Source organism: Sinobaca sp. SA16-1 (assembly GCF_059510515.1).
In genome coordinates, this window is the sequence record NZ_JCAKFL010000006.1 from 32103 (window position 1) to 46518 (window position 14416).

The 14416-nt window shown below is 38.6% G+C and carries 18 protein-coding genes; 6 read left to right on the plus strand and 12 right to left on the minus strand.

What is annotated here, in order from left to right; translation table 11 throughout:
- Positions 1–760: 760 nt before the first annotated feature.
- The gene (locus AC5W2J_RS16285) at positions 761–1327 is read left to right on the plus strand and encodes an NAD(P)H-dependent oxidoreductase (protein WP_496060526.1); all 567 of its coding nucleotides are present in this window, start codon (positions 761–763) and stop codon (positions 1325–1327) included.
- A 79-nt stretch (positions 1328–1406) separates the two neighbouring features.
- On the opposite strand, the gene AC5W2J_RS16290 is transcribed toward AC5W2J_RS16285, so the two are convergent.
- Positions 1407–1784 carry a winged helix-turn-helix transcriptional regulator gene (locus AC5W2J_RS16290; protein ID WP_496060527.1) on the minus strand — a complete coding sequence of 126 codons (378 nt, stop codon included), beginning with the start codon at positions 1782–1784 and terminating at the stop codon, positions 1407–1409.
- Between the two features lie 91 nt (positions 1785–1875).
- Here AC5W2J_RS16290 and AC5W2J_RS16295 point away from each other — a divergent pair, with 91 nt between their 5' ends.
- Complete coding sequence (locus AC5W2J_RS16295; RefSeq protein ID WP_496060528.1) at positions 1876–2244, plus strand: nitroreductase family protein; 369 nt, start codon at positions 1876–1878, stop codon at positions 2242–2244.
- A gap of 194 nt (positions 2245–2438) precedes the next feature.
- Here the strand turns inward: AC5W2J_RS16295 and AC5W2J_RS16300 are convergent, their stop codons facing one another.
- Positions 2439–2879 carry an Lrp/AsnC family transcriptional regulator gene (locus tag AC5W2J_RS16300; protein ID WP_496060529.1) on the minus strand — a complete coding sequence of 147 codons (441 nt, stop codon included), beginning with the start codon at positions 2877–2879 and terminating at the stop codon, positions 2439–2441.
- Positions 2880–3064: 185 nt separating this feature from the next.
- Between AC5W2J_RS16300 and AC5W2J_RS16305 the strand changes: the two genes are divergently transcribed.
- Positions 3065–3424: a hypothetical protein gene (locus AC5W2J_RS16305; protein WP_496060530.1), complete on the plus strand. Its 360-nt coding sequence runs from the start codon at positions 3065–3067 to the stop codon at positions 3422–3424.
- Between the two features lie 78 nt (positions 3425–3502).
- Here AC5W2J_RS16305 and AC5W2J_RS16310 read toward each other — a convergent pair whose 3' ends face one another.
- Positions 3503–4594 carry an oxidoreductase gene (locus AC5W2J_RS16310; protein ID WP_496060531.1) on the minus strand — a complete coding sequence of 364 codons (1092 nt, stop codon included), beginning with the start codon at positions 4592–4594 and terminating at the stop codon, positions 3503–3505.
- 153 nt (positions 4595–4747) lie between these two features.
- Here AC5W2J_RS16310 and AC5W2J_RS16315 point away from each other — a divergent pair, with 153 nt between their 5' ends.
- Complete coding sequence (locus AC5W2J_RS16315) at positions 4748–5614, plus strand: LysR family transcriptional regulator (protein ID WP_496060532.1); 867 nt, start codon at positions 4748–4750, stop codon at positions 5612–5614.
- Between the two features lie 230 nt (positions 5615–5844).
- Here AC5W2J_RS16315 and AC5W2J_RS16320 read toward each other — a convergent pair whose 3' ends face one another.
- Positions 5845–6225 carry a hypothetical protein gene (locus AC5W2J_RS16320; RefSeq protein WP_496060533.1) on the minus strand — a complete coding sequence of 127 codons (381 nt, stop codon included), beginning with the start codon at positions 6223–6225 and terminating at the stop codon, positions 5845–5847.
- 435 nt (positions 6226–6660) lie between these two features.
- Here AC5W2J_RS16320 and AC5W2J_RS16325 point away from each other — a divergent pair, with 435 nt between their 5' ends.
- Positions 6661–7107, plus strand: coding sequence for an Lrp/AsnC family transcriptional regulator (locus AC5W2J_RS16325; protein WP_496060534.1), 447 nt, complete (start codon positions 6661–6663; stop codon positions 7105–7107).
- A 418-nt stretch (positions 7108–7525) separates the two neighbouring features.
- Here the strand turns inward: AC5W2J_RS16325 and AC5W2J_RS16330 are convergent, their stop codons facing one another.
- On the minus strand, positions 7526–8101 hold the full coding sequence (locus AC5W2J_RS16330; RefSeq protein WP_496060535.1) for a tyrosine-type recombinase/integrase: 576 nt from the start codon (positions 8099–8101) through the stop codon (positions 7526–7528).
- Between the two features lie 1057 nt (positions 8102–9158).
- Here AC5W2J_RS16330 and AC5W2J_RS16335 point away from each other — a divergent pair.
- A complete protein-coding gene (locus tag AC5W2J_RS16335; RefSeq protein WP_496060536.1) occupies positions 9159–9659 on the plus strand; it encodes a hypothetical protein in 501 nt (166 codons plus the stop codon).
- 94 nt (positions 9660–9753) lie between these two features.
- Here AC5W2J_RS16335 and AC5W2J_RS16340 read toward each other — a convergent pair whose 3' ends face one another.
- From AC5W2J_RS16340 to AC5W2J_RS16370, 7 genes are all read right to left on the minus strand, one after another.
- Entirely contained in the window at positions 9754–10686 is a 933-nt protein-coding gene (locus AC5W2J_RS16340; protein ID WP_496060571.1) for a DMT family transporter, read from the minus strand.
- Between the two features lie 195 nt (positions 10687–10881).
- Positions 10882–11220, minus strand: coding sequence for a hypothetical protein (locus AC5W2J_RS16345; RefSeq protein ID WP_496060537.1), 339 nt, complete (start codon positions 11218–11220; stop codon positions 10882–10884).
- Positions 11221–11384: 164 nt separating this feature from the next.
- Positions 11385–11741, minus strand: coding sequence for a hypothetical protein (locus AC5W2J_RS16350; protein WP_496060538.1), 357 nt, complete (start codon positions 11739–11741; stop codon positions 11385–11387).
- Between the two features lie 148 nt (positions 11742–11889).
- Positions 11890–12285, minus strand: coding sequence for a general stress protein (locus AC5W2J_RS16355; protein WP_496060539.1), 396 nt, complete (start codon positions 12283–12285; stop codon positions 11890–11892).
- A 197-nt stretch (positions 12286–12482) separates the two neighbouring features.
- Positions 12483–12653, minus strand: a complete 171-nt coding sequence (locus tag AC5W2J_RS16360) for a hypothetical protein (protein ID WP_496060540.1) — start codon at positions 12651–12653, stop codon at positions 12483–12485.
- A gap of 543 nt (positions 12654–13196) precedes the next feature.
- Positions 13197–13400 carry a hypothetical protein gene (locus AC5W2J_RS16365; protein ID WP_496060541.1) on the minus strand — a complete coding sequence of 68 codons (204 nt, stop codon included), beginning with the start codon at positions 13398–13400 and terminating at the stop codon, positions 13197–13199.
- Between the two features lie 166 nt (positions 13401–13566).
- A complete protein-coding gene (locus AC5W2J_RS16370) occupies positions 13567–14313 on the minus strand; it encodes a Na-translocating system protein MpsC family protein (protein ID WP_496060542.1) in 747 nt (248 codons plus the stop codon).
- Positions 14314–14416 lie beyond the last annotated feature (103 nt).

Below are 14416 nucleotides of genomic sequence, written 5' to 3' on the forward strand. Positions count from 1 at the left end.
GGAGGGTAAAATAGGGAAAATTCATTCGAATCTTAGTTTATATATTCCAACTTATCAAATAAATTGAGCTCTTATGAACAAGATCTTATAAACATTATTAAGGAAAACGTCGAATAAAATTTCAAAAAAACATCTCTATTACATTTAGAAGAACGTTAATCCTTGATCATTTGAATTTACTTATGTAAAAGATTGTCCAAAAACGGGCAATCTCTTATTTTGTTTAAAAGATAATATTTTCAGATGTACCTTATATTCATAGATCATAACTGGTTGTCACTTTGAACGATAAATGGCGCTTATTTTAAGTGTTATTTTGCCCATTCAACTTTAAAATCCAGCTACCTTCACATGAGAAGATTAGCTGGGTTTCTTAATTATTTTAGAAATATTCTGATCTATTTAGTAAAAAAGTGACTGCTCATTGTTCAGCAATAGCGCCTGTTAGCTTCATACTGCAAAGAAGCGATTTAAGCTTCACCCATACAAATAGGATTTTATTCAATATATTAATAACATTTGTGATCACAACAATTTCAAAAGCTCTTTACCCGAAAAACAACTTGAAATCATTTGGCATATTTCGTTACTAATCTCACTTTTAGATATAACTTTAGAACTCATAGTTTTACCTGATTTTCATTAAATTCTTCCACTCTACTTACATTTAAGAAAGTACCTGTAGAAAAAGTGCGTACTTACAAAAAATAAATATGGCTTCTACACTAAGGAGGAACAACACTTAAGGAGGAGTCACTTTATGAAAACACTTGTTATCGTAACACACCCAGTCATGGAAACATCCCTCATAAATAAGCGATGGGTAGAAGAACTCAAAAAATACCCGGAAAAGTATACCGTTCACGAATTGCATGAGGTTTACCCTGACGAAAACATTGATGCGGAAAAAGAACAGCAATTAATTGAATCGCATCGTAATCTCATTTTACAGTTCCCCATTCAAAATTTTAATTGCCCACATCTCCTAAAAAAATGGATTGATGATGTTTTTACCCATGGTTGGGCTTATGGTTCCAATGGCGATAAATTAAAAAATCGTAAAGCTGCTTTAGCTGTATCTGCTGGAATTAGAGAAGAAGATTATAGTGAAAAGGGAAGATATCGCTATACACTTGAACATTTATTATCTCCTTTTGAAACTACCTTCCTTTACTGCAGTGCAGATTATCGATCGTTCTTTGCGTTTTATGGTACAGAAAGTAAGCCGGGGGAAAACGATCCGTCAGCAACCGAATTGGATAATCAATCTGCAAGCGAATTAGAAAAAAGCGCACAGGCTTATATAAATTTCGTTGACAATCTATAATGGGCAAGCTTTATTAAAGGTATAAAAAAGAAGTATTTCCTTGTTTAGGAAATACTTTCTTTTGATTTAAACAAAATAGCTATGTGTGCTTCTGTATAGCCTCAGAAGCTAGCGGACTGTTTTTCTCTCCCCACTCACATATCATATTTAACAATGGAATGAGAGAAAGACCGCGTTCAGATAATGAATATTCAACTTTCGGAGGTATTTGTGGGAATTCCTCACGTATGATAAGTCCGTCAGCTTCCAATTCTTTTAACATAACGCTGAGCGTTTTAAAAGATATAGTATCTATATTTCGTTTTAACTGGTTGAACCTAATGACTTTATTTTCGGATAACCAATATAAAATGGTCATTTTATATTTGCCTCCTATTAAGGACAATGTATAACCAAATCCAGTATCTGTTAAATCAATACCCGTCGGTACACAAGTTTTGACCTCTTCACTTTGCATATAGATACACCCCTTTAGGTAGAATGTGCATTTAATATAACCTATTCTGTTACATTATTAAAGCAAAGCTCCTGGCTCTGAATGTTTCAATATGCGATATCTTTTTGAATGTGGTTCTTCTGCAATATGGCCTCGATTGCTGAACAAGGTTAACAGAACACTTATCGGCTATCATGCTGCTATCAATTACTATGCCAACAAATCGGAAGAAGAACTAAAAATGGAACTCGTTCGTGACGCTAGCTTAGCTGCGATGTCTTTCATTTTATTGGCAAATGAAGCCGGTCTTGAAACCATTACCATGTCAGGATATCGTTCAGATCCTTTAAAGAAAGTATTAAAGATTCCTAGTAGTTTCCTAGATGTAATGATGATAGCCGTTGGAAAAGGTATTAAATCAGGGCATGAAACAGTTCGACATGAAGTAAAAGAGGTAGTCTACTTAAACACCCTTCAATAAATAGTTAAAAGTTAGATTAGTATACCTTTCTGTCGATAAATCTTACACTTTTTTTTAAAATCAATGCAAAGTATAAGGAAAAAGGAGAGAAGAAGTGCTTTCATCAGCCTCTTCTCTCCCTTTTTGTTTGTAAAATTGTATGCTTATGGTTTTATAGCACAAAATAACGGTTCTCTTTTAATTTACACCATCTATTATTTTTCTGGCTGTTCCGGTACAAGAGCCTTATGTTCAATCGGGCTATTTAATACGATCAAAGCGGTAGAATGGCCAAACGACGCACACGAATTCGTAAAATGATCCAGTTCTTTCATCGAGTTTGTTACGACCTTTACTAAATAATTATATTGGCCACTGATCCGATGGAGCTCCACTACTTCCGGGGCTTTTTTACAAAAGGCAATAAAATCATCGCACCAACTTGTTTGAAACATAATAAAAGAAATAGATTCTTTGCCCACTTTATCAGGAGAAATAACAGCTCGATACGAATCAATAATGCCTTTTTCCTCTAATTTAGTCATGCGCTCTTTTACCGAGGGCTGTGTCATATTAATTTTTCTACTTAAATCAACGATTTTAATCCTCGCATCCGTTTGTAAAATATTTAAAATATCCACATCCACTTGATCCATTATTCTTCCCCCTTATTTTCAATGGTAAAAGCTCTATAATCTCTTTAATAATAAAGATAATTCAGGGAAATGACTTCTTTTAGATATATCACCAAGCAGCTATTCTTTATAAAATGTAGAAACACAAACGTTTCTTTAATAGTATATCACTCCCCCTAGCTTGGAAAGAAAAAGGAGGCATTTCTATGATAAGTTTATTCCAAAACAGGAATAACAAAGAGGAAAATGAACATGCTGCATCCTACGTGGAAGAACGAGTTATTGATATTAGCGAACAACTTCTGCAGCATCCTTTTACAAACGTATATAGCTATAAAAAAGGAGGGGTTACCTATCTTTCTTTTGTATGGGAGTCAGGAAGGTTTTATAGCGAGGGATTAAAAATAGGGCCTTCTATTTCCTTTTTAAAGGTGGGAAGAAAAAAAGAAGGAAAAATAAGGTGGGATGTGAATTATCCATCGATTGACTATTTACGGAACCCTTATGACATAGTACGAGTGCCTAAGGCCTGGAAAGTGGCCATAGAGAGAAAAGACAACGCGTAAGCCGTATCCTTTCGATGGAAAAACATAAAACGCCGAATCTCTTGTATCAATAGATAAGGAGACTCGGCGTTTTATGATTTAAACCATTCCCTCTTCTGCTTTTAACGTGGCGATCGGCTGTAAGAAAGAATGATCGAAAGGGGTCAATGGCTGGCCCCTTTGTACTTTGTGGGCCCAGTCTGGATTGACCAGGGCACTCGTACCAATAGCCACTAGATCGGTATCTCCCGACTCTAAGAGACATTCCCCTGCTTCTGGCACACCTAGCTTTCCATTGGCGATAATGGGAAGGTGACTGTACTTTTTAGCTAACTGCGCCAGCGTAGGTCCCTCAGTTTGGAAGGCCGGCTCCCTCGCTTTATATTCGGTCGTATGAATATAACTCGGTTGGGCGGAAGCCAGTGCGGTAAAAATAACTTTTGCCTCCTCTTCTCCGTTTGCCCACTTATGATGAAAGTCATTGACTTTTCCTTGAGAAATACGAACACCTACCATATAATCTGGCCCGACAGCTCGACGGATGGCCTGTATTACTTCTACCACAATGCGAATTCGTCGCTCGATGGAGCCGCCATATTTATCTGATCGTTGGTTCGTATAGTCTGTGATAAACTGATCGAGCAAGTAGCCGTTCGCTGCATGGATTTCCACTCCGTCAAAGCCAGCCTGCTTTGCACGAAGAGCCGCTTGAGCGAAGCTATCGATGGCTTGTTGAATGTCTTCTTGACTCATCTCTTTGGGGACTTTAAATTCCCCTTGTCCTCCATGATCTTCGAGCATTATTCCCATCGGTTTAACGGCTGATGGAGCGCGAGGAATAAATTGTTCATGTTGAATCAGTGCCCCCGCGTGCATTAATTGAGCTACTATTTTCCCGCCTTCTTGTTGTACCGACTGCACAATGGATTGCCATGACTCCGCTTGCTTATTGGTGGCCAGGCCAGGTTGATTCTCATAACTTTGGCTATTGATGGTATCCGGAAACAACCCTTCCGTGATAATAAGACCAAAACCACCCTTCGCAAAGCGAGTATAGTACTGAGCCATTCTTTCCGTAGCCAGGCCGAAGGCGTCGGCACTCGTACGAGTCATAGGGGATAGCACGATTCGATTTGGCAAAATGATCGACCCTAACTGATACGTCGAAAAAAGATGAGAATAGTCATTCATAAACAGGTCTCCTTTTGGTTTAAATAGCAACTGGATAGCGCCACTAAGATTATTTATGGAACTACTATTATTGTATGTTGTCCTTTCTATCTAATAAAATGATTACTAATGATAGATACATCACTTGTACTGATACCTAATGGAGGGATTCCTTTGGAGTTAAACGATGTAAAGATATTTATGGCCATTATGCAAACAGGCAGCATAACGGGAGCATCCAAACAACTAGATTACGTGCAGTCAAACATTACAATGCGGCTTCGTAAAATGGAAGAGGAGCTTGGCACCCCGCTTTTTCTAAGACATCCAAAAGGCGTCACGCCAACGGAAAAAGGACTTCTTTTTCGTGAGTACGCCTCAGAGGTTTTGCTTAAGATGGAGGAAGCCATACAAGCTGTGCAAGAACCCGATTATCCATCTGGGCCGCTTGCCATTGGGGTAGTAGAAACGGTAGCCTCTTCCGGTCCGTTTATTCGTGCCTTAACGACCTTTCAACGTACCTATCCTGAGGTGGCCCTCTCCCTTTTCACAGGCACTTCCCCCCACAACTATGAAAAGGTACTGAATGGACAGTTAGATGGCGCCTTTGCCACAGGCGATATCGACACATCACCATTGCACGTTTTTTATGAAGTGCAAGAAGAAATCGTTCTACTCACGGATTCGAATAACCATGGGTCTTCTGATTTTCCGAATATGGAACAGGCGACGTGGATCGTTTTCGCCAAAGGATGCCCGTTACGGGCTTCTTTGGAAGAATGGTTGCATGACCGTCAAATTTCTTTAACAAATGTAGTAGAAGTGAGTACCCTGGAAACGATGATAAACTGCGTCCGAGCAGGGATCGGATATACACTTTTAACCAAGTCTGCTTTTTCTGAAATAGATGATCGTATCCATACGTATAGGATTCCTAAACCGTACCAACTCGCTACTACCCGCCTTTTTTCCAGACAAAAGCAGGTGTCCAGCCAAGCGTTTACTGCTTTTGCCAACTATGTTCAAGAAACAGGCATTTAATAAAACGAGGGCACTCTTTTGTTTAACACAATCCAACTTCTTGAAACGGCTTTTCAGAAAACAAAAAAACAAAGCATAGATATTTTCATCTTATGCTTTGTTTACCTTGAAATGGCAACACTGTGCTTGTCTTTCCTCTTAATAATCAAAGAGATGAAACGAATCGAAGATTAAAAAAACAGGTTGTAAATGAAGATACAGCAAAAGATCAGTCTCCAATAAAAGATAATTCAGATAATTTTCTTCAAATATACATCAATAAGTTCCGCACTTAACTTCTTTTCATACCGAGTACTTTCTAACAGAGGATAATTCCTCGATATTTGTAATATGTCTATTACCTCTAGATGACTATTTTTATTGAAGTTTGTATAGAGTATGTTTATTTCTTTTCCTGTATGTTCGAATTGAACTTTTTTGTTACCTAAAATAGCATAGGGTCCTCTGCAATACTCGTAACATGCATAGGCACTATGTACATCATACTTTAATCTTTCTTTGAATAGTTCAATGTATTTTGTAATATAATCTATCCCCTCTAAAATAATTTCTTCCTCATCCATGATTTCAACACGTTTTCTTGTTTTTATCTGGAATACGCTGGAGTCCACTACGAGCTCCTCCCCCCTTATGAGTCGTTTATACGCCATATAAACAGTTAACAATAAAACCCGTGTTTAGGTAAGTTATGTTTCGGTGGTCCTTCATTATCTCTAAGAATCGTATTGTTTTTTGAATCCGTTAATCTCCACTAATATCGCTGTTTCCTCTATCGACAATGAGCCCATACATAATCCCATCCCACGCGTGGAACTTCATTCTTGATCCTTATTCTCTTATGAAATAGTATACTTTTAACTATACTATTTTTTATCCATTATCGCCTCTCCCGGTTCCATCTTTCGACACTCAGTTAAGCGGAGAATGGTCATCTGTTATTACTACGTTTTTGTAAAATAGTCCCATTAATAGTTCTCCCTACAGTACGTGTTTTCTATGCATAAAAAAAGGTATGTCATTTTCATTAGAAAAGGAAGTGTTGGGATATGGCTTTAAACTTGGATCAGACGGATTTGTCGATCATGAATTATCTAAAACAAAATGCGCGGGAGTCGTATTCGACCATTGCCCGTTTGTTGAACGTTAGCGAAGGAACGGTACGCTCGCGAGTCAATAAGATGCTTCAGGATGATGTTTTTGAATACGTCATTCATACAGATCCTAAAAAGGTTGGTCTTGATGTGCAGGCCATTTTTGGTATCAGCACCCGCCTTGGCATGCAGGATGCGGTAGCTCAAAAACTAAAAACATTCGATGCGGTACGTTTTGTTGGGGCTTTTTCCGGTGCACACGATCTGATGATTCAAGCCTACTTTTCCGAAAACAACGATTTAATCGCCTTTATTAATACCGATCTCGCAGCTATGGATGGTATTTTAGATGTCGACGTGAATGTGGAACTCAAACAATATAAAGACAGTTTCACGTATTAGATTTTTAACTTGATGATACGTTAAAAAAAACAAAAAGTATGTACGCTCTTATAGTAAATAATGTCGTTACTGTTGGGAGGGGTAGTACAGATAAGAAAGCTTTATTTATCGTGAATCTCCAAAAGGATTTGACGATAAAAAGTGGAGAGAAAAAAGTCTTTTTACAACTCACAAACTTTCTCGTGAAATCTTTTGAATTTACATAATCACGGTTATCCGAAACTCTTCCTATACAAAGAGAGAAAATGGCAGTGATTAGCCTCTTCTCTCCCTTTCTGTTTGTAAAACCGTACTTTTACAAACGATTTAATTTTCTTGATACGATACTTATACAGCTTTATTATAACGTAAACGGAAAAGTGCTTTTTACTAAACAGGTTATTGAATGAGGCTTAGTTCAAAGCTTTGTTCCTCAATTCTATAAATCGAGTGGTGGGATTACCTTGACATTCTCCTCATGTATCACCCCAATATAGCGTAATGTTTCTCTCACACTATTATGATTCAGCAGTTCCATGATTAATTTAATATCTGTTCCATTCCTATAATGATGATACCCAAACGTTTTCCGTAACGAGTGAGGTGCAATATTCGATAACCCTAAGTCATGAGCGGCCCCTTTTAAAATCCACCACGCCTGCTGGCGGGATATCGGGACCTTTGTTTCTCGGTTAGAAAATACATAGGCCTGCAAGTCTTCCTGAAAAGTCGCCGCCATATAATGTTGAATATCTTTTTGTAAATGCTTGCCAATCGCCACTTGAATATACTCCTCTTTCTTTCTTACTTTGATGGAAAAGGCCGTTAACACCTTACCCTGCAAATCAACTAGATCCGCAAAACGAAAGGCTAATAAATCACTAATTCGAAAAGGCGAATTAATCCCAATACAAAATAAGAGATAATCCCTTTCTTGTTGAGCGCGAAGAGTATGTTTCATGCTTTCAATCTTTTGCATATCTCGGATCGGTTCTATTTTTTTTATCACGTTCACCGCCTTTTTCGTTCGTATTTATTCCCTCTTCTAAAATAACGGTGGCCTATTTAAATACATAGCTAATTTTTTGCTCTATTTATGTCTAACTCTTTATGCCCTATAATAATTAAATACTTATTAAAATTTTGATCGAAAGAAAGTTTGATCCTGATGCTCCTTTAAACTTAGGAATGTTGGATGTTGAGATGAACTACATGAAAGAAGCCAATAGAAGAAAATATCAAAAATGGAGGCGATCATTTACTATATAAAATAAAAAAGAAACACTTGGAGCCAAGTAGCGACTCAAGCAGCGGGTCTATTCGCAAACAAGACCCGTTCAGATGTAAAAACGTTCTCTGAAACATTTACACCTATACATTTGATGAGAAAAAGGGAGCTGTCTCAAAAGAGGGCAGCTCCTGTTTTGTGCTTATCCAAAGAAAAGATGGCGATTCTTCCCATGAAACAACCACAGCCCAATGGTCATTTCGAAAGGTCCGTCCAGTTGCTTTATTTATGTCTCCTATCTCTAGGTCAGTTCAATAATCAACAGGTTTTTTCTTTTATTCTTCCCTAATAGGAAGAGAAAAAAAGGAAGAAGTTACTTATGACTGGCATGCTATATCCCATTCAATCGAATCAGCAACTACCTCAAAGAAATAAAAGAAAGGTAGTATATTTTACCCTTTCTCAGATTTTACAAACACCTCTGTCTTATTGTGCTGAAAATTTAAACTTTTTAATATTTCATCTCTTTAAACCATTCAGATAGGCCTTTGGATTGATCTTTATTCCTCTCCCGCTCATTCTCTACTCATGATAGTACAATCTCAAAAAAGGGTTTACTATGACTTTTATGAGTTTCTTCTTCTCAGGTCTTTTCTATGTTTTTTCGTCTATTTACTAGTTTGATGTGTGCGCTTCCTATAAAACAAGAAAAAGGTTTTAGGTCCTTTCTAAACGGTAAAAGCATAAAGAACAGGAGAAAAGCCATAGATCTCACGGTTACTAATGTTTGTCTATATGGATGATACCAATACTTTTCTGCTAAATAACAAAAGGAGGAATTCAGATGACAACGAATCAAGAAAAGACACCAACCGATGAAACGAAAAAAACGGCTCCGGCAGTTCTACTATCTATTGCAGCTATAGGAGGGGGCATTGTTTGGCTGACAAAACGGTCCCGTTCGAGTAGTTCAAGCGATGGACCAGGATTAAAAGAAAAAGCAAAAGAAGCGAATGACCAGGTCGATAAAGAAGAACTCAAAAACCGTTTTCAACGAATCGTGGCGCTTGTTAAAACCATCGCGACAAGCCTTCAGGAGATTTATGAAAAACAGGGAAAGGATCTCATGCAGCAGACCCAACAGGTGAAAGAGCAAGCAGAACATGTCGCTTCAACGGCTAAAGAAGCCGGTGAGGAATTAAAAGAAGTCAAAGAAACCACCGTTCAAGAAACCAAAGAGGAAATACAGGGAGCAAAAGGGGACGTCCAGGGAGCAACAGAAGCTGCTCAAGAAGACGATTCATCTTCAGCCAATCAAAACCCTTCATCTCCTACTTCTCGTTAGGTTGACGATAAAAAAGGATAGGAATAGACAAGGAACAACGAGTTTTAGGCAGGTCGTCGAGAAAAGAACGTTCTTGACGGCTTTTTTATGTTTACTATTTAAACTGTTCACTAACGTTTCTCATTTGAGAAACGTCCTTTTTATTTTCATTGCTGCGCGTCCCTAAGGTTGTTACTCCTATTCCACATATAATGAACAAAAAACCAATGAAAAAGTTCACTGTAAGTTCTTCTCCTAATAATAACCACCCTAGAGCTGCTCCAACTAGCGGTTGGAAAAAGTAAAACAACGATCCAACGCCCGCTTCCATCAATGCCATTCCTTTGTTCCAAAGAAAGAAACCACCTGCGGTTGCTACAATGCCCAGATAAAGAATCCCTGTCCAGGTCGCAAGATTTGGCGCTTCTATATTCGTTGTCTGCAACTCCCATACCATAAAAGGAACAGCCATAAGCATACCGAATAAGATGCCGTAACCAGTAATTTCTAAAGAAGAAAATTTACTAGAAGCAACTTTCACATACACGGAAAGCAAAGCCCAGGAAATGGCCGCCATAACTAAAATAATGCTTCCTACTAAATAATCCCCCATCCCTGTATCCCATTCAATCACGATAATAACTCCTATAACCGCTAAGGAGAGAGCAATGACTTTTCTAACAGTAATGGCTTCTTTTAGAACCATCCTGGCAAACAGAACAAGAAAAATTGGTGTAGTAGCTGTGAGCAGCGAGGCTGTATGCGCATCGGCCAAATTAACTCCTATAAATTGAAAAGAAATCGTCACCAGGTAACCGATAAAACCGATCCAGATTAAAAGCATCCAATCTTTTTTTGTTTTACTTGGACGAGCGACTCTGCTCCACTTTAAAATCGAAAACAGCACAGCACAACCGATTAAATATCGAAAGACCATTAATGAGAAGGGTAGGATATAATCAAGAACATATTTACTTGCTACAAACATTCCTCCCCATATACCTGCAGCAGTGGATAAGTACAGAGCACCTAATAAAGTCTGTTTCATTACTTCCTCTCTCTCCTGTTTCTTTATTCTTTTTGGTCCTAAGCACTTAAGTGTCATAATTGGAATTTCCAGTAAATTATTATTTTCCATAAATACCTAAGAACAAACAAAAAAGAGTGTTTGCAATCGTTCATAAAATAAAGAAAGATGGAAGGGCTATTTCTGCTTGTCATGATAGGCTTTCTTTATAACGCTTTAAACGGAGGAGAAGGTTTTTGACTCACTCAAACGACCTTTTGCGATAAAAAAAGCCTGATTATCTGTTTCTTTTTTGCTAATTTTGTGCAGAACCACAGTGTACCTTGTTTCTTCTATGATTAGTTCATAGGGGTGATGTGTCTCAAGAGCGCCTTGAATCGCAAACACGACCTTACCAAGATGGCTGTTTTCCGTTTTTTGTCGGCCTAAAAAACGTCTTTTCCCTTTGTGCTTTCTTCGCTTGGACACAAGAGGACATTTGAAATGCATCACAATAACTCCACATGTTATGATTCCATTTTCTACAAATAAGGCTGACTGGTCCGTCGCAGCCATGTTTCCTCCCCTTTCTTTTGATAAGTTAGGCCCCTATCTCCCTTACCTCAGGCCATTCCTGCTTATTTCAGATCATATATAAATTACTGGAACCAATACATTCTATTTGAGGGAGATTTAAACACTCCAAAATAGATAAGCATTTCTTGCCTCCAGGAACCAACTTATAATCCGGTTACTCGTTTAACCAGATCATCCTGGGTAAAAAATCCTTTCTTCGTTTGTACATGACGAAGAGGATTGGAAAGAAGCGAATGAGGAGGAACAATATCCAAATTCACTTCTTTTGTTTTCATCAGCGCATGAAGCCGGGCCTGCACGACCGGTAGAAATGAGACCGTCGTAATAATCCATTCCCGAGGATGGTAAGGAGCGATAGCCTGATAGAGTTCCTCCTCCGTAATAAAACAAACAAGCTGGTACCCTTGTTCCCGCCATGGTTTGAGATCGGTTAACGTCCCGACGATAATTTCCTGGTTCTGCTTGCGACAAAGATACGCTACCAAAGGGGTAGTGTTCATATGAATCCTCCTTTTTTATCATACAGACGGCGTGTCTATTCGAAGTTATCGGCGTTACTCGCCTTTTTTGAATCGTATTTCGTTACAATAAACCGGTCATTCTCTTGCGCTCATTGTTTCTTCTTTTTTAAAGCGATTGGGATTGGTTTCAGCCTCGTTTTTTGGCCGCAGAGGAGCTGTCCGTATGAACCAGCACCACTATATTTCCGCTTTCGATATCCTCGATATAAAGAAGCGCTTCTTCTTCTGAAAGGCCTAACCGGATTAAAGTAGCTTTGGTGTGGCTTTCGGGTTTGATAACGTCCGACGTCCCAGAGAAAGATTCCTTCCTGTTGTCTATAAAGCGGTGTGTTTCTTTGCTTCGCTGTCTAGGACCCTCTACCTGAATATTGGTATTTGTCTCTTCGGCCAAGATGGTTCCCCGTTCTTCATCATTGAGAACGATGGACAGATCGCTGGAACGAATACCCTGTTTTTTCAAATATTCCACGCGTTCTCTTGCTTCATGGGCGGTTTCGTAAACACCCTGTAATTTAGTTGCCATGGTATCGCACCTTTCTTTTCTTTTTTTCTTTATCACCTATTAAACAGAAACATAGATCAGCTGAAACTCAATTTATAAAGTGGCTTGCCTCCGTCTTTTTATTTTGCTTGATGTAACATAATACGTGATCCATTCCCTCTCTAACGGGAATTCTTTTGCTTCCTTTTTCATGACAGCGATATCCTTGTCATACACTTCTAATTGATGATTTTCCAGGTGGAAAGATTCGCGATCATAAACCCTGTAAACGCTTCCTGTCCTAATTCAACCATTAGTTTGGACACGGTATTAGAAAAGAATACAAAGGATAATTCGTCGTGGCCATTGTAGACGTAAATTAGTTTAATCCGAGTGCTATTTCCTGCCATATTGTTTATCTCCCAGATGATATTCTTGAGCTAACTGCTGTAGTTTTGGGGTCGAGGTCAGCTGCATATAATCGAAATGCCCGATCGGTTGTTGAATCATAACAACAGAAATTAAACCAATGGTTGTAATGGATAGTTAAGGTGATGAAGCAGGATTTCATTGTCACTGGATATAAGAGTCCATACATGTACAGAACGGCGAAAAAGAACAGGAGAGATGTCGCACCCCATACATTCATCTATTTCTTTTACCATGTGTAACTCTTTTTGTTGTATGATGGCTTCCTCCTTTTCAGAATAGTCCATAAAAAAAGCCACACCTGCCTTCAAAAGGCGGTGTGGCTTGGGCAACAAACGTTTTTGTCTGCTGCCTGTACCTTGGGTTTATAGAACGGCCGCGCCGTACATTTTATGTTTATACAAAGAATGATTCCCTTATTAAAGAAAATCGAATCATGAATAATTTCTTATGTTAGCCTGCGCGTCCATAGTCGTATTACTTATATAGATCGAGGTTTTTTCTAAGGTACAAGCATCTTTTTCTCATTCCTGTTGCAAAGCGGAAGGATAAGAGATAAACGTAATAATTACTTCCTGCGAACGATAAAAATGGAGGGCTTGCATCAATTTTTGCATGTCTGTAAATGAACGATCCATTACCTGTCCTGTGACAGCCTCCATTTCTTCTACGGTGCCCACTAGTACTTCATTGTTTTGAACAACATGGACAAAAACGAAGGGGGTCATGGGTATTCCTCCTTTTTATTATTCCATGAAAAAAGCCCCATCTGCCCTGGAAAGGAGATGTGGCTTGGACAACAAACGTTCTTGTTTGCTGCCTATACCTTAGATGTATAGGATGGTTAGTACGTTTTTAATATTCTGATAATTATATCACACTTTCCTTTTTACATCAATCCGTTTTAGTGTTGCTTCTCCCCTTTTGTCGGGTTTCTTTCGGCTTTTCTAAACCAATCAGTAAATATCCTTTGTCTTTCTTAAAGTGCCAATCGACAAATGTTTCTTGGATCGTTCGCTGCAACAGGCTCTCCAGCACATGCTTAGCAAATAAATTTTTTTCCAGCGGTCGCTTTACAGTTTTTAAGGTCTCGCCATAGTTTTGTTCAATTAATGCATTTTCAATTTCAACAAAGATGCCAATTCGTTCGACTAAAATCAGTCGCGGGCTTAACCAATACAGATTCGTTTCCTCCGGTTCCTTTTGCACTTTTTTGCTAAGCGCAATAATCTCACGGCGAAACATATTTTGATTTAATTCTTTGGGCCATGGAAACTCATCTACTTGTGATAGAGAAACGTCCAGTACAACCCACACCATTCCCGTGCATTTTTTGTTCTTCCGAAAATTCCAATCATAATACATGTCCAGAACCGTTTCGTTGGTTGCTTCTTCCACAATCTGCTGAATCACAGGAAGAATTTTGATCATCATTTGTTCGCGTAATTGTTCTAGTTGCAGCTCCTTGTCCTGGTGCAATAACACCTCTTCCATAGAAGCTAGAAATCCTTTTAAATGTATCGTTACAAAAGGGGGGGTGATCATCACGTATGTGCTCTCAGGCCCTTTCCCAAACTGCGTTTGAAACATTTTTCCTAACCGTTTTGCTACTTGCAGTTCATTTTCTTCGTGTATAGGCATGCAAGACGTTCTCCTTTCAAAAATGAGCCTTTATTATAATTACCTTTTTCTAAAACCCTCTAAACAAAAAAGGTCACATGTCTGCTTCCCGGGAAACAGGCAT

Excerpts from the sequence above, each read along its gene's own strand:
- AC5W2J_RS16365 (WP_496060541.1), bottom strand. The coding sequence starts at position 13,400 with ATGACCCCCTTCGTTTTTGTCCATGTTGTTCAAAACAATGAAGTACTA.
- AC5W2J_RS16350 (WP_496060538.1), bottom strand. The coding sequence starts at position 11,741 with ATGAACACTACCCCTTTGGTAGCGTATCTTTGTCGCAAGCAGAACCAG.
- AC5W2J_RS16325 (WP_496060534.1), top strand. The coding sequence starts at position 6,661 with ATGGCTTTAAACTTGGATCAGACGGATTTGTCGATCATGAATTATCTA.
- AC5W2J_RS16305 (WP_496060530.1), top strand. The coding sequence starts at position 3,065 with ATGATAAGTTTATTCCAAAACAGGAATAACAAAGAGGAAAATGAACAT.
- AC5W2J_RS16355 (WP_496060539.1), bottom strand. The coding sequence starts at position 12,285 with ATGGCAACTAAATTACAGGGTGTTTACGAAACCGCCCATGAAGCAAGA.
- AC5W2J_RS16290 (WP_496060527.1), bottom strand. The coding sequence starts at position 1,784 with ATGCAAAGTGAAGAGGTCAAAACTTGTGTACCGACGGGTATTGATTTA.
- AC5W2J_RS16345 (WP_496060537.1), bottom strand. The coding sequence starts at position 11,220 with ATGGCTGCGACGGACCAGTCAGCCTTATTTGTAGAAAATGGAATCATA.
- AC5W2J_RS16300 (WP_496060529.1), bottom strand. The coding sequence starts at position 2,879 with ATGGATCAAGTGGATGTGGATATTTTAAATATTTTACAAACGGATGCG.
- AC5W2J_RS16370 (WP_496060542.1), bottom strand. The coding sequence starts at position 14,313 with ATGCCTATACACGAAGAAAATGAACTGCAAGTAGCAAAACGGTTAGGA.
- AC5W2J_RS16360 (WP_496060540.1), bottom strand. The coding sequence starts at position 12,653 with ATGGCAGGAAATAGCACTCGGATTAAACTAATTTACGTCTACAATGGC.
- AC5W2J_RS16340 (WP_496060571.1), bottom strand. The coding sequence starts at position 10,686 with ATGAAACAGACTTTATTAGGTGCTCTGTACTTATCCACTGCTGCAGGT.
- AC5W2J_RS16310 (WP_496060531.1), bottom strand. The coding sequence starts at position 4,594 with ATGAATGACTATTCTCATCTTTTTTCGACGTATCAGTTAGGGTCGATC.
- AC5W2J_RS16335 (WP_496060536.1), top strand. The coding sequence starts at position 9,159 with ATGACAACGAATCAAGAAAAGACACCAACCGATGAAACGAAAAAAACG.
- AC5W2J_RS16285 (WP_496060526.1), top strand. The coding sequence starts at position 761 with ATGAAAACACTTGTTATCGTAACACACCCAGTCATGGAAACATCCCTC.
- AC5W2J_RS16295 (WP_496060528.1), top strand. The coding sequence starts at position 1,876 with ATGCGATATCTTTTTGAATGTGGTTCTTCTGCAATATGGCCTCGATTG.